Annotated in this window: 21 protein-coding genes; 1 reads left to right on the top strand and 20 read right to left on the bottom strand. The window is 66.4% G+C overall.

The features are described 5' to 3' along the window. Window positions 1-13: 13 nt before the first annotated feature. The 11 genes from coaBC to pyrR form a co-directional block, all read right to left on the bottom strand. Complete coding sequence (coaBC, locus tag PV761_RS10180; protein WP_028269130.1) at window positions 14-1,249, bottom strand: bifunctional phosphopantothenoylcysteine decarboxylase/phosphopantothenate--cysteine ligase CoaBC; 1,236 nt, start codon at window positions 1,247-1,249, stop codon at window positions 14-16. A gap of 40 nt (window positions 1,250-1,289) precedes the next feature. Beyond that, window positions 1,290-1,550 (bottom strand): DNA-directed RNA polymerase subunit omega, encoded by a 261-nt coding sequence (gene rpoZ, locus PV761_RS10185; RefSeq protein ID WP_011692102.1) that lies wholly within the window; start codon window positions 1,548-1,550, stop codon window positions 1,290-1,292. A 39-nt stretch (window positions 1,551-1,589) separates the two neighbouring features. Continuing rightward, the gene (gene gmk, locus PV761_RS10190; protein WP_028269129.1) at window positions 1,590-2,162 is read right to left on the bottom strand and encodes a guanylate kinase; all 573 of its coding nucleotides are present in this window, start codon (window positions 2,160-2,162) and stop codon (window positions 1,590-1,592) included. Then, complete coding sequence (mihF, locus tag PV761_RS10195; RefSeq protein ID WP_347896411.1) at window positions 2,159-2,509, bottom strand: integration host factor, actinobacterial type; 351 nt, start codon at window positions 2,507-2,509, stop codon at window positions 2,159-2,161. Before mihF ends, gmk begins: the two co-directional genes overlap by 4 nt. Window positions 2,510-2,616: 107 nt before the next feature. Continuing rightward, a complete protein-coding gene (gene pyrF / locus PV761_RS10200; protein ID WP_055803237.1) occupies window positions 2,617-3,483 on the bottom strand; it encodes an orotidine-5'-phosphate decarboxylase in 867 nt (288 codons plus the stop codon). Next, complete coding sequence (gene carB, locus PV761_RS10205; RefSeq protein WP_028269126.1) at window positions 3,476-6,775, bottom strand: carbamoyl-phosphate synthase large subunit; 3,300 nt, start codon at window positions 6,773-6,775, stop codon at window positions 3,476-3,478. The genes pyrF and carB overlap by 8 nt, the downstream gene beginning before the upstream one ends. Beyond that, window positions 6,775-8,061 (bottom strand): glutamine-hydrolyzing carbamoyl-phosphate synthase small subunit, encoded by a 1,287-nt coding sequence (gene carA, locus PV761_RS10210; protein ID WP_028269125.1) that lies wholly within the window; start codon window positions 8,059-8,061, stop codon window positions 6,775-6,777. Before carA ends, carB begins: the two co-directional genes overlap by 1 nt. Next, complete coding sequence (locus PV761_RS10215; protein WP_347896415.1) at window positions 8,042-8,563, bottom strand: hypothetical protein; 522 nt, start codon at window positions 8,561-8,563, stop codon at window positions 8,042-8,044. Before PV761_RS10215 ends, carA begins: the two co-directional genes overlap by 20 nt. Next, window positions 8,563-9,945, bottom strand: a complete 1,383-nt coding sequence (locus PV761_RS10220) for a dihydroorotase (protein WP_347896417.1) — start codon at window positions 9,943-9,945, stop codon at window positions 8,563-8,565. The genes PV761_RS10215 and PV761_RS10220 overlap by 1 nt, the downstream gene beginning before the upstream one ends. Next, a complete protein-coding gene (locus PV761_RS10225; protein WP_347896419.1) occupies window positions 9,945-10,994 on the bottom strand; it encodes an aspartate carbamoyltransferase catalytic subunit in 1,050 nt (349 codons plus the stop codon). Before PV761_RS10225 ends, PV761_RS10220 begins: the two co-directional genes overlap by 1 nt. After that, window positions 10,991-11,575, bottom strand: coding sequence for a bifunctional pyr operon transcriptional regulator/uracil phosphoribosyltransferase PyrR (gene pyrR / locus PV761_RS10230; RefSeq protein WP_028269121.1), 585 nt, complete (start codon window positions 11,573-11,575; stop codon window positions 10,991-10,993). Before pyrR ends, PV761_RS10225 begins: the two co-directional genes overlap by 4 nt. A gap of 256 nt (window positions 11,576-11,831) precedes the next feature. Between pyrR and PV761_RS10235 the strand changes: the two genes are divergently transcribed. Beyond that, window positions 11,832-13,112 carry a PrsW family intramembrane metalloprotease gene (locus tag PV761_RS10235; protein ID WP_028269120.1) on the top strand — a complete coding sequence of 427 codons (1,281 nt, stop codon included), beginning with the start codon at window positions 11,832-11,834 and terminating at the stop codon, window positions 13,110-13,112. A 157-nt stretch (window positions 13,113-13,269) separates the two neighbouring features. Here the strand turns inward: PV761_RS10235 and nusB are convergent, their stop codons facing one another. From nusB to ruvX, 9 genes are all read right to left on the bottom strand, one after another. Then, on the bottom strand, window positions 13,270-13,680 hold the full coding sequence (gene nusB / locus PV761_RS10240; protein WP_028269119.1) for a transcription antitermination factor NusB: 411 nt from the start codon (window positions 13,678-13,680) through the stop codon (window positions 13,270-13,272). Then, a complete protein-coding gene (gene efp, locus PV761_RS10245; RefSeq protein ID WP_028269118.1) occupies window positions 13,680-14,243 on the bottom strand; it encodes an elongation factor P in 564 nt (187 codons plus the stop codon). The genes nusB and efp overlap by 1 nt, the downstream gene beginning before the upstream one ends. Window positions 14,244-14,386: 143 nt before the next feature. After that, window positions 14,387-14,920 (bottom strand): tetratricopeptide repeat protein, encoded by a 534-nt coding sequence (locus tag PV761_RS10250; protein ID WP_231510977.1) that lies wholly within the window; start codon window positions 14,918-14,920, stop codon window positions 14,387-14,389. Next, window positions 14,920-16,011, bottom strand: coding sequence for a 3-dehydroquinate synthase (aroB, locus tag PV761_RS10255; RefSeq protein WP_347896422.1), 1,092 nt, complete (start codon window positions 16,009-16,011; stop codon window positions 14,920-14,922). Before aroB ends, PV761_RS10250 begins: the two co-directional genes overlap by 1 nt. Next, window positions 16,008-16,547, bottom strand: a complete 540-nt coding sequence (locus PV761_RS10260; RefSeq protein ID WP_051628686.1) for a shikimate kinase — start codon at window positions 16,545-16,547, stop codon at window positions 16,008-16,010. Before PV761_RS10260 ends, aroB begins: the two co-directional genes overlap by 4 nt. A gap of 59 nt (window positions 16,548-16,606) precedes the next feature. Beyond that, complete coding sequence (gene aroC / locus PV761_RS10265) at window positions 16,607-17,806, bottom strand: chorismate synthase (protein WP_028269114.1); 1,200 nt, start codon at window positions 17,804-17,806, stop codon at window positions 16,607-16,609. Window positions 17,807-17,832: 26 nt separating this feature from the next. Beyond that, complete coding sequence (locus PV761_RS10270) at window positions 17,833-18,693, bottom strand: shikimate dehydrogenase (protein ID WP_055803254.1); 861 nt, start codon at window positions 18,691-18,693, stop codon at window positions 17,833-17,835. Beyond that, window positions 18,690-20,363 (bottom strand): endolytic transglycosylase MltG, encoded by a 1,674-nt coding sequence (mltG, locus tag PV761_RS10275; RefSeq protein ID WP_347896425.1) that lies wholly within the window; start codon window positions 20,361-20,363, stop codon window positions 18,690-18,692. Before mltG ends, PV761_RS10270 begins: the two co-directional genes overlap by 4 nt. Next, window positions 20,360-20,959, bottom strand: coding sequence for a Holliday junction resolvase RuvX (ruvX, locus tag PV761_RS10280; protein ID WP_347896427.1), 600 nt, complete (start codon window positions 20,957-20,959; stop codon window positions 20,360-20,362). Before ruvX ends, mltG begins: the two co-directional genes overlap by 4 nt.

Raw genomic sequence — 20,959 nt, forward strand, 5'->3', positions numbered from 1 at the left:
ACACGCCGGCCGTTCAAGCTCGTGGGAATACGCGGCTCAACTCGGAGCTGATGCGGTCAATGACGGCCGCCGCAACTTCGTCCTTCGAGCCGGATGCCGATTGTGGTTCGGAGCCGGTGCGGGAAAGGATGACCACGGAGTTGTTGTCCTGGCCGAACACCAGGCCCTCGCCCACGTGGTTGACCACCAGCAGGTCGCAACCCTTCTTCCGGAGTTTGGCCTCGGCGTGGTCCAGCACGTCCCCCTCGGCGTCGCCGGTTTCCGCGGCAAAACCCACAATCAGCTGACCGGGCCTGCCCGCCGCGCGGACCTCCACGAGTTCGTGCAGGATGTCCGGGTTGCGGAGCAGGTTGATCACTGGATCGGCGGTGTCATCCCGCTTCTTGATCTTGGTGTCCGACACCTCGGCGGGCCGGAAGTCCGCCACGGCGGCAGCCATGATGACGACGTCGGAATCGGCTGCCGCGCGCAGCGCCGCTTCCCGGAGCTGCAGCGCAGTTTCGACCCGGACCACTTCGACGCCGGCGGGAGCCGGTACGTCCATGTGGGCGGCCAGCAGCCGGACGCTCGCGCCCGCGTCGCGGGCTGCCACGGCAAGTGCCACTCCCTGTTTTCCGGACGAGCGGTTGCCGAGGAACCGTACCGGGTCCAGCGGTTCCCGTGTGCCGCCCGCGCTGATGGTGACGGTGCGCCCGGCAAGCGGCAGCTGCCCGGGAACGGCGTTGCCCTGCATCAGGGCCAGCGCGGCGGCAAAGATAGCCTCGGGCTCCGGCAGCCGGCCGGGGCCTGAGTCGGAGCCGGTGAGCCGGCCGCTGGCGGGTTCAAGGACCGTTACGCCCCGGCTGCGCAGCGTTTCCACATTGGCCTGGGTGGCAGCGTGCAGCCACATTTCGGTGTGCATGGCAGGGGCCATCAGCACCGGGCCGCTGGCCATCAGGAGAGTGTTGGTGAGGAGGTCGTTGGCATGGCCGCCGGCGGCACGCGCCAGGAGGTCCGCCGTGGCCGGGGCCACCACGATGAGGTCCGCCTCATGACCCAGGCGTACATGGTTGACCGACGGAACGTCGTCGAAGACGCTGTTGCTGACCGGGTTCCCGGACAGGGCTTCCCAGGTGGCCACGCCAACAAAGCGGTTGGCCGCCTCCGTGGGGATCACCGTGACGTTGTGTCCGGCTTCAGTAAAAAGCCGGAGGAGCGATGCCACCTTGTAGGCGGCAATCCCTCCCCCGACTCCGAGGACTATGCGCACGTGACCTCCGTCAACAGGCAGTCTTTTTGTGTAAGGAGATCTACTCTGCGGGTTCGATCGGCGTGGAAACGAGCTTGCCTTCGTTGATTTCGCGCAGGGCGATGGACAGCGACTTCTCGTTCAGCTTGGTGTCGACCAGCGGGCCAACGTATTCGAACAGGCCCTCGTGCAGCTGGGCGTAGTATGCGTTGATCTGACGTGCACGCTTGGCACCGAAGATCACCAGGCCGTACTTGGAATCAGCTGCCTTCAGCAGCTCGTCGATCGGCGGGTTGATGATGCCTTCAAGGTTCGTGGACACGAATTCTCCAAATTCTAACGGGCCGATCCGACCCTGCGGCTAGTGCGGGTGCGGGGTCAGCCCCATGAGTGAAACAAGCTCGTCCGCTGCGCGTCGAACGTCATCATTGATGACGGTGTGATCGAACTCCGGCTCAGCGGCAAGTTCTAGTTTAGCGGTTTCCAGTCTCTGCTGCTGTTCCTCGGCTGATTCCGTGCCGCGGCCCACCAGGCGGCGGACCATTTCCTCCCAGGTAGGCGGGGCGAGGAACACGAATTGGGCTTCCGGGACGGCCTGCTTGACCTGGCGCGCGCCCTGCAGGTCAATCTCCAGCAGCACCGAACGGCCATCGGCGATGGCCGCGTCCACGGTGCTGCGCAGCGTACCGTACCGGTTGCGGCCGTGGACCACGGCCCATTCGAGCAGTTCGCCGTCGGCCACCAGGGCGTCGAATTCCTCGGCCGACTTGAAGAAGTAGTGAACGCCGTCCTGCTCCCCCGGGCGCGGAGCCCGGGTGGTGGCCGAGACGGAAAGCCAGACTTCGGGATAGTTGTCCCGGATGTAGGTGGACACGGTGCCTTTACCAACAGCCGTCGGGCCGGCGAGGACTGTCAGTCCCGGTTTCTTGCTCACATATTCCTTTGGGCGTTATTCGGATGGACGTGATTCTCGTTCATAAAATCTACCAGCGCCCGGCGCTGGTGAATGCCGAGCCCCCGCAGCCTGCGGGATACGGCAATGCCCAGCTCGTCCATGATGGCAGCGGCCGTGACACGGCCCACACCGGGGAACGCCTCCAGCATTTCGGAAACCTTCATCCGCGCGATGGCGGAATCACCGTCCCCGGAGGCGAGGAGTTCAGCCACCGTGAGCGTTCCAAGCTTTAGCTGTTCCTTGGCTTCCGCCCGGGCCGCCCGGGCGGCCGCCGCCTTACCCAGCGCGTCCGCGCGTTCCTGGTCTGTCAGGGGCCGCAGGCTCACTCAAGTCACCCCGATATCGTCGGTCGGATCCAAGGCAAAGGTCCCGGGAGTCCTCCGAACCTACCCTTTGCCTGGCGCAGAAATCAATGGACGCGAAAATCGATGGATCAGCTGGTCAGCAGGGGCTCCAAGGTGCGCAGGGCGGCCTCCCGGAGTCCGCCAACGGAGGGCCCTCCGGAGAGGATGTCCCGGCTTGAGGTGCCCAGGACCTGCGAATAGGCGGCACCGAACGTTGCCCGCAGATCCGCGGCCGTGGCGCCCTGGGCTCCGAGGCCCGGCGCGAGGATGATTCCGCGTACCGCCGCCAGGTCCAGTTGCAGGTCCGCCAGCGCTCCACCCACAGTGGCGCCAACCACCAGGCCCACAGAGCCCAGCGCGCCCGTGTAGCGGAGATTTTCAGCAGCCGCCGCCTCGGTGATCCGGCGGGCCACGGAATCCGCGCCGCCGACGTGCTGGACGGAGGCGCCTTCCGGGTTGGACGTCAGGGCCAGGACAAAGACGCCGCGGCCGTATTCGGCCGCAAGGTCCAGGGCCGGGCGCAGCGACTCGAAGCCCAGGTAGGGGCTCAGGGTCACCGAATCCGCGGCCAGCGAAGAGCCGTCCCGGAGCCAGGCGTCGGCGTAGGCTGCCATGGTGGAGCCGATGTCCCCGCGCTTGGCGTCGGCGATGGTCAGCACGCCCGCATCGGCAGACGCTGCGAGGGTGCGTTCCAGCACGGCCATGCCGGCCGAGCCGTGGCGTTCGTAGAGGGCCACCTGCGGCTTCACGGCGGCAGCGAGCGAACCCACTGCCTCCACGACCGTGAGCGAGAAGCGCTCCAGGCCGGCGGCGTCGTCGTTCAGTCCCCAGGCCTTCAGCAGCGCCGGGTGCGGATCGATCCCCACGCACAGCGGACCGCGGTCCGCCATGGCCCGGCCGAGCCGGGAGCCGAAGGACTCCCGGCCGGCCGTCATTGCTGCCGCTTGCTCAGCCATTCTGCAGGGCCTTCAGGTTCTCAGCGTGCTCCTGCAGGCTGGTCACCGACCATTCGTAAGTGCGCAATGCTTCGATCGCCTGGACGGCCGCGTTGAACTCGGCCACCGTGGTGATGCACGGAATGCCGATGGACGTTGCCGCCGCGCGCAGTTCGTAGCCGTCGATGCGGGCTTCTCCGCCGGACGGCGTGTTGAAGACCATGTCGATCTCGCCGGCGATGATGAGGTCGGCGATGGTGCCTTCCCCTTCGGCGCTGCTTCCTTCGGCGACCTTGCGGACCGGGGTGGCCTGGATGCCGTTGCGGCGCAGGACGTCCGCGGTGCCGCCGGTGGAGACGATCTCGAAGCCGAGGTCGGAGAGGCGCTTGACGCCCATGATCACCGAGCGCTTGTCCCGGTTGGCCACGGAGACGAAGATCTTTCCTTCGGTGGGCAGCGCGTTGTTGGCGGCTGCCTGGCTCTTGGCGAAAGCCGTGTCGAAGTGCTTGTCGATGCCCATGACTTCGCCGGTGGAGCGCATTTCCGGGCCGAGGAGGGAGTCCACAACCTTGCCCTCCGGGGTACGGAAGCGGCTGAAGGGCAGCACGGCCTCCTTGACCGAGACGGGTGCGTCGAACGGCAGGGTGGAGCCGTCACCGGTTTCCGGCAGCATCTTGTAGGCGCTGCGGAGCTGGTTGATGGTCACGCCGGTGCCGATCAGCGCGGCAGCCTTGGCCATCTGCACGCCCGTGGCCTTGGAGACGAAGGGCACCGTGCGGGAGGCCCGCGGGTTGGCTTCGAGGACGTACAGGACGTCGGAGGCCAGGGCGAACTGGATGTTGATGAGGCCGCGGACGCCCACGCCCTCGGCGATGGCCAGGGTGGCGGTGCGTACACGCTCGATCACGTTGTTGCCGAGCGTGATCGGAGGCAGCACACAGGCGGAGTCGCCGGAGTGGATGCCGGCCTCTTCGATGTGCTCCATGATGCCGCCGAGGTACATTTCTGTTCCGTCGTAGAGGGCGTCGACGTCGATTTCGACGGCGTCTTCCAGGAACCGGTCGATCAGCACCGGATGTTCGGTGGTGATCTCGGTGGCGTTGGCGATGTAACGGGAGAGGTTGGGCTCGTCGTAGACGATCTCCATGCCGCGTCCGCCCAGCACGTAGGACGGGCGGACCAGGACCGGGTAGCCGATTTCGTCGGCGATCTTCTTGGCGTCCTCGAAGGACACTGCGGTGCCGTTCTTGGGCGAGATGAGCCCGGCTTCGTCCAGCACGCGGGAGAATGCGCCGCGGTGTTCGGCGAGGTCGATCGCTTCCGGTGACGTACCGAGGATCGGCACGCCGGCGTCGGCCAGCTGCTGGGCGAGCTTGAGCGGGGTCTGGCCGCCGAGCTGGACGAACACGCCCATGACGCCGCCGGTGCGCTCCTCCGCCGCGATGACTTCAAGGACGTCCTCGAGGGTCAGCGGTTCGAAGTAGAGGCGCGTGGAGACGTCGTAGTCGGTGGAGACGGTTTCCGGGTTGCAGTTGACCATGACGGTCTCGTAGCCGGCTTTGCGGAGCGCCATGGAGGCATGCACGCAGGAGTAGTCGAACTCGATGCCCTGGCCGATGCGGTTGGGGCCCGAACCCAGGATGATGATGGACGGCTTGGAGTGCAGCGCCACCTCGTCCTCCTCGTCGTAGGACGAGTAGTGGTACGGGGTGTAGGCGGCGAACTCGGCGGCGCAGGTGTCCACGGTCTTGTAGACCGGGCGGATGCCCAGCGCCTGGCGGACGCCGCGGACCACGGCCTCCTGGTTGTTGGTGAGGGCGCCGATCTGCTCGTCGGAGAAGCCGTGGCGCTTGGCGCGCTGCAGCATCTCCTGGGTCAGGGCGGTGGACTTGCGGATTTCCTGCGAGATCTCGTTCAGCAGCTGGAGCTGGTCCAGGTACCACGGGTCGATCTTGGTGGCTTCGAAGAGCTGCTCCACCGTGGCGCCGCCCAGCAGGGCGCGCTGCACCTGGTGCAGGCGTTCGGTGGTGGGCCGCTTGGACTTTTCGATCAGCTCCGGGACTTCCCATTCGGGAACGTGGCTGAAGTCCAGCTGCGAGCCCTTCTGCTCGAGGGAGCGGAGCGCCTTCTGCAGTGCCTCGGTGAAGTTGCGGCCCATGGCCATGGCCTCGCCCACCGACTTCATGGTGGTGGTGAGGGTCGGGTCCGCTGCCGGGAACTTCTCAAACGCGAACCGCGGAACCTTGACCACGACGTAGTCGAGCGTCGGTTCGAACGACGCCGGGGTCTTCTGCGTGATGTCGTTCGGGATCTCATCCAGGGTGTAGCCCAGGGACAGTTTGGTGGCGATCTTGGCAATCGCAAACCCCGTGGCCTTCGAGGCCAGCGCCGAGGACCGGGAGACGCGCGGGTTCATTTCGATGACGACGACGCGTCCCGTGTCCGGTTCGACGGCGAACTGGATGTTGCAGCCGCCGGTGTCCACGCCCACTTCACGGATGACCGCGATGGAGATGTCGCGCAGGCGCTGGTATTCGCGGTCCGTGAGGGTCAGGGCGGGAGCCACCGTGATGGAGTCTCCGGTGTGCACGCCCACGGGGTCGAAGTTCTCGATGGAACAGACAACCACCACGTTGTCGTTCTTGTCCCGCATCATCTCGAGCTCGTATTCCTTCCAGCCGAGGATGCTCTCTTCGAGCAGCACCTCGCTGGTGGGGCTGTACTGCAGGCCCTGGCCGACGATCCGGCGGAGGTCGCCCTCGTCGTAGGCCAGGCCGGAGCCAAGGCCGCCCATGGTGAAGGAGGGCCGGACGACCATCGGGTAGCCGAGGTCTTCGGCGGCCTTCAGGGCCTCGTCGATGGTATGGATGATGTGGCTGCGGGCGGACTCCGCACCGCAGCGTTCCACAACGCCCTTGAACTTTTCGCGGTCTTCGCCGAGTTCGATCGCGGCGATGTTCGCGCCGATCAGTTCCACGTTGTACTTTTCGAGCACGCCGTTCTTGTCCAGCGCGATGGCGGTGTTGAGGGCCGTCTGGCCGCCCAGGGTGGGCAGGACCGCATCCGGCCGTTCCTTGGCGATGATCTTTTCCACCACCTCGGGGGTGATGGGCTCCACGTAGGTGGCATCGGCGAACTCGGGGTCCGTCATGATGGTGGCCGGGTTGGAGTTGACCAGGATAACGCGCAGGCCTTCCTCCTTGAGGACGCGGAGAGCCTGGGTGCCGGAATAGTCGAACTCGGCGGCCTGGCCGATCACGATCGGACCGGAACCGATGACCAGGACGCTCTTAAGGTCAGTTCTCTTGGGCATTACTTCTTGTCCTCAGTCTTGGATTCGGTGGAAGTTTTGGAGTCGGCGCCAGCCGAGGGGGCGGCAGCCTTCTTGGTGTCCGCCATCAACTCGATGAAGCGGTCAAAAAGGTAGGCGGCATCGTGCGGCCCGGCGGCGGCTTCCGGGTGGTACTGCACCGAGAAGGCGGGGATATCCAGGCAGGAGAGGCCTTCCACGACGTCGTCGTTGAGGCTCACATGGCTGACCTCAACGCGGCCGAACCGTTCCTCGGGGGCCTGGGTGGCGCCGTCGAGCGGGGCGTCCACGGCAAAGCCGTGGTTCTGCGAGGTGATCTCCACCTTGCCGGTGCGGCGGTCCATCACGGGCTGGTTGATGCCGCGGTGGCCGTAGCGGAGCTTGTACGTGCCGAAGCCGAGGGCCCGGCCCAGGATCTGGTTGCCGAAGCAGATGCCGAAGTACGGAAGTTTCTCGTCCAGCACCGAGCGGAGCAGCTTGACCTGGTTGTCGGCCGTGGCGGGGTCGCCCGGACCGTTGGACATGAAGAATCCGTCCGGGTTGACCGCTTTCACGTCGGCCAGGGTGGCCGTCGCCGGCAGGACGTGGACGCGGACGCCGCGCTCGGCGAAGCGGATGGGGGTCATGCGCTTGATGCCGAGGTCGATTGCGGCGATGCTGAAGCGCGGCTCGCCGTCCCAGCCCCAGTCCTTCGGTTCCACGATGTAGGCCTCGTCAACACTGACTTCCTCGGCGAGGCGGGCGCCTTCCATCGGCGCGCTTGCCAGTACGGCGTCGAGCAGTTCTTTGTCCGTGGCCCGGGCCGCGTCGCCGGAGAAGATCCCGGCGCGCATGGTCTTGTGTTCGCGCAGGTGCCGGGTGATGGCCCGGGTGTCGACGCCCTGGATGCCCACAATGCCCTGTTCCACGAGTTCGTCGTCGAGGGACCGCTCGGAGCGCCAGTTGGAGGGCCGGCGCGCAGCGTCGCGGACAATGTAGCCGGCCACCCAGATGCGGCGGGACTCGGCGTCGTCGGCGTTGACGCCGGTGTTGCCGATATGCGGTGCCGTCTGGACCACCAGCTGGCGGGCGTAGGAGGGATCGGTGATGGTCTCCTGGTAGCCGGTCATGCCGGTGGCGAAGACCGCCTCGCCCAGGGCGGTGCCGGTGGCGCCGTAGCTGCTGCCGCGGAAGAAGCGGCCGTCCTCGAGCACCAGCACGGCGGGCGCCGACGTTCCCTGTTCAGGTGCAGTATCTGCGTTTGCTGTTACTTGGGTTTCTGTCACGTTGTTACTTTCCACTATCGGCATCTGCCTGAGGGACTGCGGAGATCAATTCTTGAAAGGCATCGAGGATGGCCGGTTTGTCGGCGGCGCGCCGGGTCCGGAATCCGGTGTCCAGTTCACGGCCGCCCAGTGTCCAGCTGAGCACCAGGAGTCCGTCTTTCTCGACGAACTTGCCGGCCATGCCGCTGTCCTGCCGGACTCCGGTGAGCCTGCCGGCCGGGATGAAGACCGGTCCGGCACCTGACCGCTCGAACAGCACGCCTTCGGGGTGGACGGTCAGTTCGGCGTTGGTGCGGATTCCCAGGCCTTGAACGGCAATGCGGTCCAGCCAGTCCCCCGCCGTGGTGGTGGCGACGTACTGGCCGTCGGCCGCGGCAAGCGGCAGGCTCAGTTCCGCCGGCACCGCGGGCAACTGTTCGACGTCGGACTGGCGCCGCAGGCGGCTCCGCCAGCCGGCGCCGATCATGGCCAGCACGAGCGCGATGAGCGGCAGCGTGATGACCAGGGTGAGGGCTTTGTTGTCCATCAGTTGGCGCCCGCCGGACCGGTTGTTTCCGGGTGGGATCCGTGACGGTACGGGGTATTGAGCTCGCCGTTCAGGACGGTGGGATGACCCTTGAAGAACGTCGCCACAACCTTGCCCGGGAGTTCCCTTCCGGCGAACGGAGAGTTACGGCCCATGGTTGCCATCTTAGAAGGGTCCACGGTCCAGCGCGCAGCCGGGTCCACCAGTGTGACGTTCGCGGGTTCGCCCACCTCCAGCGGACGTCCCTGGTCGGCCACCCGTCCGATGACGGCGGGAGCGGTGGAGGTGACCCGGGCGAAGTCCTCCCAGCCCATGAGGCCGGTCTCGATCATGGTCGCCTGCACCACGGACAGTGCGGTTTCCAGGCCGGTCATGCCCATGGCCGCCTGCGCCCATTCGCATTCCTTGTGTTCGCTCGGGTGCGGGGCGTGGTCCGTGCCGACGACGTCGATGGTGCCGTCTGCCAGGGCCGCGCGGAGCGCCTGGACGTCGGAGTCCGTGCGCAGCGGCGGGTTCACCTTGTAGACGGGATCGTAGCTGCGGACAAGTTCGTCGGTCAGGAGGAGGTGGTGCGGGGTCACTTCGGCGGTGACGTTGATGCCGCGCGCCTTGGCCCAGCGGATGATCTCGACCGAACCTGCCGTGGAGACGTGGCAGACGTGCAGCCTGGACCCGACGTGCTGGGCCAGCAGGACGTCACGGGCGATGATGCTTTCCTCGGCGACGGCGGGCCAGCCCGTCAGTCCGAGAACTGCCGAGACGTCGCCTTCGTTCATCTGGGCGCCGGCGGTGAGCCGGGGTTCCTGGGCGTGCTGGGCCACCACGCCGTCGAACGCCTTGACGTATTCGAGGGCCCGGCGCATCAGCACAGGGTCGTGGACGCAGATGCCGTCATCGGAGAACACCCGCACCTTGGCGCGGGAATCGGCCATGGCGCCGAGCTCGGCCAGCTGTTCGCCGGAGAGGCCTACGGTGACCGCGCCCACGGGACGGACGTCCACCCAGCCGGCGGCGCGTCCCAGGGTGTGCACCTGTTCCACCACGCCTGCGGTGTCCGCGACGGGGTTGCTGTTGGCCATGGCGTGCACGGCCGTGTAGCCGCCGAGGGCGGCGGCGCGGGTGCCGGTCTCCACCGTTTCGGCGTCTTCCCGTCCGGGTTCGCGGAGGTGCGTGTGGATGTCCACCATGCCGGGCAGGGCCACCAGGCCGGCGGCTTCGATGACGGTGGCGCCGTCAGCCGCGTCGCTGCCGGCCAAGTCGGTGCCGCGTCCGGTGATGATGCCGTCGCGGATCAGGAGGTCCTGGGCTGCGCCGCCGAGAATCGCCGCGCCGCGGATGAGGTATGACCCGGTGCGGGCTGCATCCTGTTGTTCGTGTGCCATCAGTGGCTCTCCTTGGTGGAATGGGCGGCGTTGGAATATGCGGTGCTGGAAGAGGCTGTGCCGGAAGAGGCGTTGGCTGCCGGTTCCCGGGTGTCCCCGGACAGCAGCAGGTACAGGGCGGCCATCCGGACGGATACGCCGTTGCGGACCTGTGCCAGCACGGTGGAACGGGGAGAGTCCGCGGCGGCGGACGATATTTCAAGGCCCCGGTTCATGGGGCCGGGGTGCATGATGATGGTGTCCTTCAGTCCCAGGGTGTCCAGGGCCCGGAGGCGGTTGTCGTCGAAGCCCCAGCGGCGGGAGTATTCACGCGTTGTGGGGAAGAACGAGGCGTTCATCCGTTCGCCCTGGACGCGCAGCATCATCACGGCGTCCACGCCCTTCGCCAAGGTTTCGTCCATGTCGTAGCTGACGCTGCAGGGCCACTGCCCGACGCCGATGGGCAGCAGCGTGGGCGGCGCCACCAGCGTGACCTCCGCGCCGAGCGTACGGAGCAGCCAGACGTTCGACCGGGCCACCCGGGAGTGCAGGACGTCACCGGCGATGGCCACCCGCATGCCCTTCAGGTCAGCCCCCGCGGACGGCGTCCCGTGGAGCTGTGCCCAGTGCCGCCGCATGGTGAAGGCATCCAGCAGCGCCTGGGTGGGGTGTTCGTGGGTGCCGTCACCGGCGTTGATGACGGCGGCGTCGATCCAGTCCGTGGCGGCCAGCCGGTGCGGCGCACCGGAGGCCCAGTGGCGGATGACGACGGCGTCTGCCCCCATGGCGGCCAGCGTCTGCGCCGTGTCTTTGAGGGATTCGCCCTTGGAGACGGAGGATCCCTTGGCGGCAAAGTTGATGACGTCCGCCGACAGCCGCTTCGCGGCGGCCTCGAAGGAGATGCGCGTGCGGGTGGAGTCCTCGAAGAACAGGTTCACCACGGTGCGGCCCCGCAGGGCCGGGAGCTTCTTGACCTCGCGTTCCCCCACCGCGGCCATCTCCTCGGCCGTGTCGAGGATGCGGATGGCGTTGGCCAGGCTGAGGTCTTCGGTGGAAAGCAGGTGCTTCATGCGCCTGCCTCGATGACCACTTCGTTGACCGGTGTGCCGTCAACGGAATCGGTCTCTTCAAGCCGGACCCGGACTTTTTCGGAGGAGGACGTGGGGAGGTTCTTTCCGACGTGGTCGGCCCGGATCGGAAGTTCACGGTGTCCGCGGTCGATCATGACCGCGAGCCGGACGATGCGCGGGCGGCCCAGGTCGACGATGGCATCCAGTGCCGCGCGGATGGTCCGGCCGGAGTAGAGGACGTCATCGATCAGCACGACGACCTTGTTGTCGATGCCGGTTCGGGGCAGTTGCGTGGGATAGGGCGGCCGCGTGGGCTGGTGGGAGAGGTCGTCCCGGAACATGGTGACGTCCAACTGGCCCACGATGGCGGCGGCATCCACGGTGGGATCGGCGGCGGCGATTTTCTTGGCCAGGCGCACGGCCAGCGGATAGCCGCGGCGCGGAATGCCCAGCAGCACCAGATCCTGGGAACCCTTGTTGGCCTCGAGGATCTCATGGGCGATACGAGTGAGTGCACGGTCAATGTCCGCAGAGTTGAGTACAACCCTGGCCGGAACCGGTGCTTCTGTGACTGATGTCAACGCTCGTCTCCCCTTTCCCCGCCTCACGGGACGGAATTAAAAAAGGAACATTTGCCCTTCAAAATTACCACACGCGCCATCCCGGCCCGGCTGCCCGCCGGGCGCGCGGAGAGCGTTTAACATCACATCCGCCGGCCGGTGAGGCTGCCCCGGGCTGGCCGCCGGCACGGTGTTGCCTATGGTTGCCTCCAGTCCGCCGCCGCCGCACCAAGGCCGGCCTTGGATGCGGCGGTTGGCGGGACATAGGCTCAATCTCATGACATCGAACGCGCCTTGGCCGCAGCACGATCCGTCCGGCGGCCGTGGAAACGGGCAGCAGCCCCCATGGCCCGGGCGGGACCTGCCGCAGCAGACCAACCCCACCTGGATGGGCCAGGTCCGTCCCGGCCTCTACCGTGCGGCACCCGCGAACAACAACGCGCCTGCGGTGACCACTGTCATGCCGCCGGCCGCCGTGCGCAAACGTTCGAGTGCGGGGGTGGTAGGCCTTGTGGGCGGCGGCGGTTTCCTGGCCTTCGCAAGCCTCTTCCTGGTCCTCCCGTACCTGGTGGGCAACACCGGCGTCACCGGGTTCGTAATCGGCTTCATCGCCTCCCTGATTCCACTGGGCGCCGTTCTTCTGGCCGTCTACCTTATTGACCGCTGGGAACCCGAGCCGAAACGCCTGCTGCTGTTCGCCTTCCTCTGGGGCGCTGTGGTGTCCATTTCCGTCACGCTGCTGATCCAGCCGTTCTTTGCACTGGCCGCGGCGCCGCCCGCCGGCATGGACTACAGGACGTTTGCCGTCACGGTCCAGGCCCCGGTGGTGGAGGAATTCGCGAAGTCCCTGGGCCTGCTTCTGCTCCTGCTGCTGGCGCGGAAGCACTTCGACGGACCAGTGGACGGCGTGGTGTTCGCTTTCACGATCGCCGGCGGCTTTGCCTTCACGGAAAACATCCTCTATTTCGGCCGGGCCATCGCCGAGTCCAGCACTCCGGGCGCGGACCTCGCGGTTGTCTTCTTCCTGCGGGGCGTGATGTCCCCCTTCGCCCACGCCATCTTTACCGGGACCACGGGGCTGATCCTCGGCTTTGCGGCGCGCCGCTGGCACACCGGGATGTCTGTCGTGGCGTTCTTCGCCGGCCTGGTCCCGGCCATGTTGCTGCACAGCATGTGGAACAGCATGGGCCAGGACTTCCTGCTGCAGTACATCGTGGTCCAGGTGCCCATCTTCGTCCTGGCCGTCATCGTGATAGTCCTGCTGCGCGTGGCGGAGAACCGGCTGACGCGCCAGCGGCTCCTGGAATATGCGGCAGCGGGGTGGTTCACGCCGCCGGAAGTGGACATGCTCGCGACCGCCGGCGGCCGCCGCGCAGCGGTCCGCTGGGCGAAGCAGTTCGGCCGGGGGCAACAGATGAAAGCCTTCCTGCACGCGGCCACGCAGCTTGCCTTCATCCGGCAGCGGATCCTCAGCGGCCGGGACGTTCCCGCACACCAGCTCGACGAGCACCGCCAGCTCGCGGAAATCTCGGCGCGGCGGGACGCCGTGCTTCGCTGAGCGGTAGCCAGCTGGGCGGAAACAGGCTGGGCGGAAACAGGCTGGGCGGAAACAGGCTGGGCGGAAACGAAAAAGACCGGCCCCCGCCTTTTGGCGGGGACCGGTCCTTTCCATTGGTGAAACGCTGCGGTTACGACCGCAGCCAGGCACCGGGCGACTACGCCAGCAGCGAAGGCTTCAGCTGCTGCAGCCGGCCCAGGAGGCCGTTGATGAACGACGGCGACTCGTCCGTGGACAGCGTCTTGGCCAGGGCCACAGCTTCACTGACAGCCACGCCGTCGGGAACGTCGTCGTTATAGAGCAGTTCCCACGTACCGATGCGCAGGATGATGCGGTCCACGGACGGCATGCGTTCCAGCGTCCAGCCCTGGGAGTAGGTCTCCAGGAATTCGTCGATGGCGGTCTGGTGGGAGACCACGCCTTCAACGATTTCAAGGGTGTAGGGGTTGACGATCTGGTCGGTTATTTCACGCCGCGACCGCAGCACATCAAAAGCCGAGAGGGAGCGCTGCTCCGCCTCGAAAAGAACATCCAGGGCCCGGTTACGGGCCTTACCGCGGGCGCTCACTAGTCGTTGACCCGGCCGAGGTAGCTGCCGTCGCGGGTGTCGACCTTGACCTTGGTGTTGTTCTCAACGAACAGCGGCACCTGGATCTCGTAGCCGGTCTCGAGGGTGGCGGGCTTGGTGCCGGCCGAGGAGCGGTCGCCCTGCAGGCCCGGCTCGGTGTAGGTGATTTCGAGAACGACGCTCGGCGGCAGTTCGATGTAGAGCGGGGTGCCTTCGTGGATGGCAATGTTCACCATCTGGTTCTCGAGCATGAAGTTGGTGGCGTCGCCAACGGTCTCGGCGGACACGGTGAGCTGGTCGAAGTCCGAGGTGTCCATGAACACGAAGTCGGCGCCGTCCTGGTACAGGTACTGGTAGTCGCGGCGGTCAACCGTGGCAGTCTCGATCTTGAGGCCGGCGTTGAAGGTCTTGTCGACCACCTTGCCCGACATGACGTTGCGCATCTTGGTGCGGACGAACGCGCCGCCCTTGCCCGGCTTGACGTGCTGGAACTCGATGATGTTCCAGAGCTGGCCCTCAAGCTTCAGCACGGTTCCGTTCTTGATGTCGTTTGTGGTTGCCACTGGTATCCTCTGGTTTGTATCTGACCGCTTCAAGCCGCCAGCCGGTTATGTCACGCAGGCACGCCAAAAGGCTGCCAGCGAGTGTTTGTCAAAAATCCAAGAACCATTCTACCGGTAATGCGGGCGGGCTGCTGCGAGGGCCCCTAGGACGACATTTCCAGGACGTTCCGCGCCCGTTGCAGTGCGACGGTGGATGAGTAGATCAGCGCGGCATCGGCAGATCCCGCGACGCGCAGGTCAAGGGCCTTGGCAAACTCGTCGACGGCGGCTGCGGTGTTGCCGCCGGCATAGTAGGCCCGCCCCAGGTGCTGGTGCGCCAGGGCCTCCAGCTCGGTTCCCTGGACTTCGCCCAAGAGCTGGCGGAAAAGGTCCACAGCCCGGTCAAAACGCTTGGACACGCGAAGGACTTCTGCTTCAAACGTGCGCAGCCTGAAGGATTCGGGGTCGTTGTAGCGTGCCTCGGCGAGGAGCTCCGCGGCGTCTGCGGCATGGCCTTCCGCGAGCAGGACCATGATGCGGTCCGCCGGGTCGGTCGATGCCTGCAACGCCAGGTTACATACTTCTTCGTTGACAATTCCCGGCATCAGCGTGTCCGGGTTGATCTTGATACCCGGGAACCCCGCATCCGGCCACTCGCTCGTGCCGCCCATGGAATCAATCATGACGTCGGTCGTCATCAAGAGGCAATCTCCTGGTAGGCGGCAAACAGCAGGGACGTGTCCGGAACGTCGAGGATTCCGGGCCGCGCAACGCCGTCGAGGACGACGAACCGCAGCAGGTCGCCACGGGACTTCTTGTCCCGGCGCATGCCGTCCAACAGCCCCTGCCACCGGTCGCGGCGGTAGGTGATCGGCAGTCCGAGAGATTCCAGGATGGCGCGGTGGCGGTCGGCATCAGCGTCGCTGAGGCGCCCCACACTGCGGGCGAGTTCAGCGGCGAACATCATGCCCACAGACACGGCAGCGCCGTGCCGCCACGAGTACCGTTCCACGAGCTCGATCGCGTGTCCGAGCGTGTGCCCGTAGTTGAGGAACTCCCGCCGGCCGGTCTCCTTCAGATCCTCCGACACCACGTCGGCCTTGACTGCGATGGCCCGTTCGATCAGCTCGCGGAGGATCGTCGACTGCGAATCGGTGACGGCGGACGGGTCCTTTTCCACTAGGTCCAGAATGGCGGGGTCTGCGATGAAGCCGCATTTGATGACCTCGGCCATCCCCGAAATCAGCTCGTTCCTGGGCAGCGTGCTGAGGGTGTCAAGGTCGGCGAGTACGGCCGCGGGCGGGTGGAAGGCGCCCACCAGGTTCTTGCCCTCGGCCGTGTTGATGCCGGTCTTGCCGCCAACGGCTGCGTCCACCATGCCGAGCAGGCTGGTGGGCATGTGGATGACCTTGACCCCGCGGAGCCAGGTCGCGGCCACGAACCCGGCCAGGTCCGTGACAGCGCCGCCGCCGACAGCCACCACGGCGTCGGAGCGGGTGAAGTCGTTCTGTCCGAGGACCTGCCAGCAGAAGGCGGCCACCTGGATGTGCTTGCCCTCCTCGGCGTCCGGGATTTCGGCTGTCAGCGCGGTGAATCCGGCCGAGGCCAGTTCGTCGCGGACGGTATCCCCGGTGAGCCGCAGGGCCCGCGGGTGGATGACCAGGACGCGTTTGACGCGCTCCCCCAGCAGTTCCGGAAGGCGTTCGAGCAGGCCACGGCCCACAACGACGTCGTAGTTGTCAGCGGCAGACTTGCCGGTGACTTTGATGACGGTTGATTCGCTACTCACTTTTCAACTTCCTTTGTTGCGGCCACTGGCTCCGCCGCCGCGGTCTGTGCCGCCGCGTACTCACGCAGCGCCTCTTCCAGCCGATGCCCGAGATCCGCGACGGTTCCGTGGCGGACATCGAAAACGAGATCGGCAAGCCGCTCGTACACGGGCTGCCGGGTGGCAAACAGTGCACGCCAGCGGCCCATGGCGTCACCTGCCAGGAGCGGCCGGCCCGAATTCCGGGCAATCCGCTCCGAAACCGTGTCGGCGTCGCATTCGAGGTACACCACGGTGCAGCGGCGGAGCAGCTGCTGGGTGCCGGAGTCAAGCACGGCTCCCCCGCCGAGCGAAATGACAGTGCTGGCGTTCCCGGCGTCTTCGATGACCCGCGCCACGGTCCGGGCTTCGATCTCCCGGAACGCGGTCTCGCCGCGGGCGGCGAAGATGTCCGCGATGGTGCCGTGGTTTTCCACGATGACGACGTCGGTGTCGACGAACGCCGCACCGAGCTGCTGCGCAAGCTGGTGGCCGATCGCCGACTTTCCCACCGCCATGGGTCCGATGAGGGCGATGGGCCGTCGTGGCACAGCGCCGTGCCTGATGCTGCCCGGCACTACTGGCCGATCGAGTCCAGGGACGCCGGAATGTTGTCCAGGTAACCCTTGATGTTGCGGGCGGTCTCCGCGACCGAATCTCCGCCGAACTTTTCTGCCACTGCCTCGGCGAGCACCAGGGCCACCATTGCCTCGGCCACGACGCCCGCGGCCGGGACGGCACAGACGTCAGAGCGCTGGTGGTGGGCCTTGGCGGCCTCGCCGGTGCTCACGTCGATGGTCTTCAGGGCGCGCGGAACGGTGGCAATGGGCTTCATCGCGGCACGGACGCGCAGGACGTCGCCGATGCTCATGCCGCCCTCGATGCCGCCCGCCCGGTTGCTGGTGCGGATGATCCGCCCGTCGGAGTCCTTGACGATTTCGTCGTGCGCGGCGGAGCCGCGGCGCGAGGCGGTAAGGAATCCGTCGCCCACCTCCACACCCTTGATGGCCTGGATGCCCATGAGGGCAGCGGCAAGGCGGGAGTCCAGGCGGCGGTCCCAGTGGACGTAGCTGCCGAGTCCGGGGGGAAGGCCGTAGGCCAGCACCTCGACCACGCCGCCCAGGGTTTCGCCTTCCTTGTGCGCAGCGTCGACCTCGGCCACCATGGCGTCCGAGGTTTCCCGGTCGAAGCAGCGGAGCGGATCCGCATCAAGGGCAATGACGTTGTCCGGAACCGGCAACGGCCGTCCTTCGGGTACGGTGACGCTGGCGATCGACACGGTGTGGCTGACAAGCTCAATGCCCAGCTGCTTGAGGAACTGCGCGGCCACGGTTCCGAGTGCTACGCGGGTGGCGGTTTCGCGGGCGCTGGCCCGTTCCAGAACGGGGCGGGCTTCGTCGAAGCCGTACTTCTGCATTCCCGTGAAGTCCGCGTGTCCGGGGCGGGGCCTGGTCAGTGGTGCGTTGCGCGCCTGGTCGGCGAGGATTTCCGGCGCCACCGGGTCCGCGGCCATGATCTGCTCCCATTTGGGCCATTCGGTGTTGCCCACCTGGATGGCCACGGGACCGCCCTGCGTGATGCCGTGGCGGACGCCGCCAAGCACGGTCACGACGTCCTGCTCGAACTTCATCCGGGCACCGCGGCCGTAGCCGAGGCGCCGACGGGCCAGGGCATCGGCGATCTGGCTGCTGGTGAGTTCTACACCGGCAGGCACGCCTTCAATTATTCCGACCAGTGCCGGGCCATGGGATTCACCGGCAGTCAACCAACGCAACATAAAATCCATCCTGCCACGTAGGGCGGTTAGAACACTCGTCGGGGTGCCCCGACTGCGTCACACATCACATCTATGACATCGGCCGTGACGTCGTCGCCGAGGCCGCTGAAAAACCGCACCTGCTCCACCGCCTGGTAAAGCAGCATCTCCAGGCCGGGAACCACGGATCCTCCCCCGTGCTGCCAGACGGAGGCAATCCGGCTGGGCCAGGGATCGTAGGCGACATCGAGCAGGACCCCGGGAGTCGGGGTGCGGAGGCCCGCGAGCTGCTCCGCCAGGGCGTCTGCCCCGTGGGGAGGGAGGGTGGAAATTACGACGTCGGCGGCGGCCATTGCGTCGGCCGCGCCGGTCAGTGGAAGGATACGGACCGGAAGGCCCACGCCGTCGGACGCGGCCCGGGCTTCCGCCGCCCGCCGCACGTCGCGTACGTAAATATCCGCAGACGGTGCGCCGAGGTCCTTGAGCGCGGCGACTGCAGCCGCAGCTGTACCGCCGCCGCCCAGGACCACCGCGGACGGTGCGGCGGCCACACCGGCATGCCGCACGGCGTTCACGATGCCGGCGACGTCGGTGTTGTAGCCGACCCTGCGCACGGAACCGCCTTCGGCTTCAAACACCACGGTGTTCACCACGCCCAGGATGCCTGCCACTCCGCGGACCTCGTCAACCTCGGAAACCATGGCGGTCTTGAGCGGCATGGTGACGGACAGTCCGCGCCAGCCTGGCTCGTTGCGCACGGCCGCCATGAATGCCGGAAGCTCAGGAACGGTCACATCGATGGCGGAATACGCCACGTCAACGCCCAGGCGGGCGTACGCGGCCCGATGTAGTGCCGGGGACTTCGAATGGCCGATCGGATGCCCAAGGACGGCAGCCTTCAGGGTCACGTGCAACGTCCCGCGTTAGCGGCGCACCAGGTGTTGTACTGCTCCACATAGCGGAGGTGCTCGGCCAGAGTCTTGGAGAACTTGGTCTCCTTCGTGTCCAGATTAATCGTCACCCAATACATGTAGTCATTGGCCTTGGGTTTTGCGGCCGCGTCGATCGCGCTCTTACCGGGTGATCCGATCGGGCCAACCGGTAGCCCCTGATTAGCGTAGGTGTTGTATGGGTTGGACTTGTCCGCCTTTTGTGCCTCGTCGATATAAAAGCTCTTGATACCCAACCCGTAGGTCACCGTGGCATCGGACTGGATCAGTCCGGCCGTCTCGGTGTTATTTGGCTTGAGACGGTTGTAGATGGCGCCGGCCACATCGCCGTACTCAGCTTGTCCGCCTTCGGCCTGGACGATGCTGGCAACCGTGACGACGTCGTACTGTTTCGCGGGGTCGGTGACTCCCTGTGCCTTCAGCTCGTCAGTCGTAACCGTGACGAGCTTCTGGAGAATCTCCTTGGCCGGGGTGCCCACCGGGAAGCGGTGCTCACCAGGAGCCAGGTAGCCTTCCAGGTTCTTGGCCTTCGCCGGCAGCCCGAACTGCGCCGGGGAGTCGCTCAAGGCCGAGAGCTCCGCGACGGGGATCCCGGATCCCTGGGAAATTGCCTGCAGCGACTCGCCAATCCGGAGTCCCGCGCTCAGGGCGAAGTACATGACTTTGCCATCACCCTTGCCCAGCAGGACGGCCACCGCGTCGGAGTTCTTCATTTCCTGGCGGAACTGGAATTCCCCCGGAGCAATAGTCCCGCCGGAGGCGGTGAGCTCCCGTAGGAACGTGTCCGCGTTGGCCACGACCTTCTGGTCCTGAAGCTTGGTGGCAACCGACCTCGTGCCTTCGCCGGGTTCCACGGACACGTTCACCTCTCCTGCACCGGGTCCGGGGTAATCGGCGATGGTGTCCGCGCCGAGCAGCGGTTTCAGGAACTGGGCGCCCACCACAAGGGCCGTGACGAAGACCGCAAGCGTCAGCAGGAGCGCCAGCCAGCGGCGGCGGCGGCGCACCTTCTTGGACTTGGCCGGGGCGACGCCAACGGAAGAAGCACCGGCCATCAGCGGGTGGCCGGGTTCGTCAGCGTGATGCTCGTGGTGCTCCGCTGGCGGATAGACGTCGGCGTCGTCATAGACATGGTGTGCCTCGTCCTGGTGGTGCCCTGCGTAAGCGGCGTTGTCACCGTAACCGTGCACCGCGTCACCGTGCACTGGGTAGCCGTGCTCCACATACTCGTGGTGCCCGGCGTCGTGGTGCCCCGCTTCCGGGTGCAGCTCAGTGTGCGGGTCGTAGGCGTGTGCTTCCAACTCCGCGGAGCCTTCGGGGTGCACTGCCTCTTCGTGGTGGAGCGGCGCAGCGGGCACGGCATCCTCGGGGTGCACTGCTGCCGCAGGGTGCACAGGACGTTCGTCGTGGAGCGGGACCGCCTGCTGCTGCACCGTGGGCGGCTCCGCCGGCATGGCGGGCGGCACCTGCGGCTCGTCACCGGGTGTCTCGAACGCCTGCGGTGGGACGACGTCATTGCCTTCGGTTGTCAGGAATTTCTCCCTGGCACGAATTTCCTTGCGCGTCAGTTGACGTCCGGAGTCACTGAATTCCTCACCTGAGGACTCGCCGCTGTTGACCGGGCTCACTGTAGCCTTCCATTTTCTGAAGATTGCACATTGTTTCCGGAGACCGCCTGCTCAGCGTTTCCCGCTGCGGCGTCCCCCGAAAGCCCCGTCTGCGAAACCGCGAACACGCGGCTTCCAACATCCGTTCCCCTGGCTCTTTGCATGTCGATCGCGTGCTGCAGAATTCCTGCGGCGGCAACCTGATCCACCACCTTACGGTGATTCCGGCTGCTCATGCCAGCTTCGTGCAGGTTGCGGTGGGCTGTCACCGTGCTCAAACGCTCATCAATAAGCTGCACCGGAATGTCCGACCCGAGTCCCGCAAGGGCTCCGGCCAGAAGTTCCGCGTAGTCCGTAGCCATCCTGGCCGAAGCGTGCTCTTCGCCCTTGAGCGTGCGCGGCAGGCCAACGAAAATCTGGACGGCGCCCAGCTCGGTCGCCAAGGCAGCCAGCACCCGGACGTCCGTGTTCTTCTTGGCATTCCGATCGAGCGTCTTCAAGGGTGTGGCAAGGATGCCGTCGCGGTCGCAGACGGCAACGCCCACACGGACGGTGCCCACGTCCACCCCCAGTTTGATGCCCCGGGGGTAGGCGTCGGGTGCAGCAGATTCATTCAC

Origin of the sequence: Arthrobacter sp. CC3, from assembly GCF_039907775.1 — a bacterium.
GTDB lineage: Bacteria > Actinomycetota > Actinomycetes > Actinomycetales > Micrococcaceae > Arthrobacter.

Excerpts from the sequence above, each read along its gene's own strand:
- PV761_RS10260 (WP_051628686.1), bottom strand. The coding sequence starts at position 16,547 with ATGGCGGTGGGAAAGTCGGCGATCGGCCACCAGCTTGCGCAGCAGCTC.
- carB (WP_028269126.1), bottom strand. The coding sequence starts at position 6,775 with ATGCCCAAGAGAACTGACCTTAAGAGCGTCCTGGTCATCGGTTCCGGT.
- aroC (WP_028269114.1), bottom strand. The coding sequence starts at position 17,806 with ATGTTGCGTTGGTTGACTGCCGGTGAATCCCATGGCCCGGCACTGGTC.
- PV761_RS10235 (WP_028269120.1), top strand. The coding sequence starts at position 11,832 with ATGACATCGAACGCGCCTTGGCCGCAGCACGATCCGTCCGGCGGCCGT.
- carA (WP_028269125.1), bottom strand. The coding sequence starts at position 8,061 with ATGCCGATAGTGGAAAGTAACAACGTGACAGAAACCCAAGTAACAGCA.
- PV761_RS10215 (WP_347896415.1), bottom strand. The coding sequence starts at position 8,563 with ATGGACAACAAAGCCCTCACCCTGGTCATCACGCTGCCGCTCATCGCG.
- PV761_RS10220 (WP_347896417.1), bottom strand. The coding sequence starts at position 9,945 with ATGGCACACGAACAACAGGATGCAGCCCGCACCGGGTCATACCTCATC.
- PV761_RS10250 (WP_231510977.1), bottom strand. The coding sequence starts at position 14,920 with ATGACGACCGACGTCATGATTGATTCCATGGGCGGCACGAGCGAGTGG.
- pyrF (WP_055803237.1), bottom strand. The coding sequence starts at position 3,483 with ATGGCTGAGCAAGCGGCAGCAATGACGGCCGGCCGGGAGTCCTTCGGC.
- PV761_RS10225 (WP_347896419.1), bottom strand. The coding sequence starts at position 10,994 with ATGAAGCACCTGCTTTCCACCGAAGACCTCAGCCTGGCCAACGCCATC.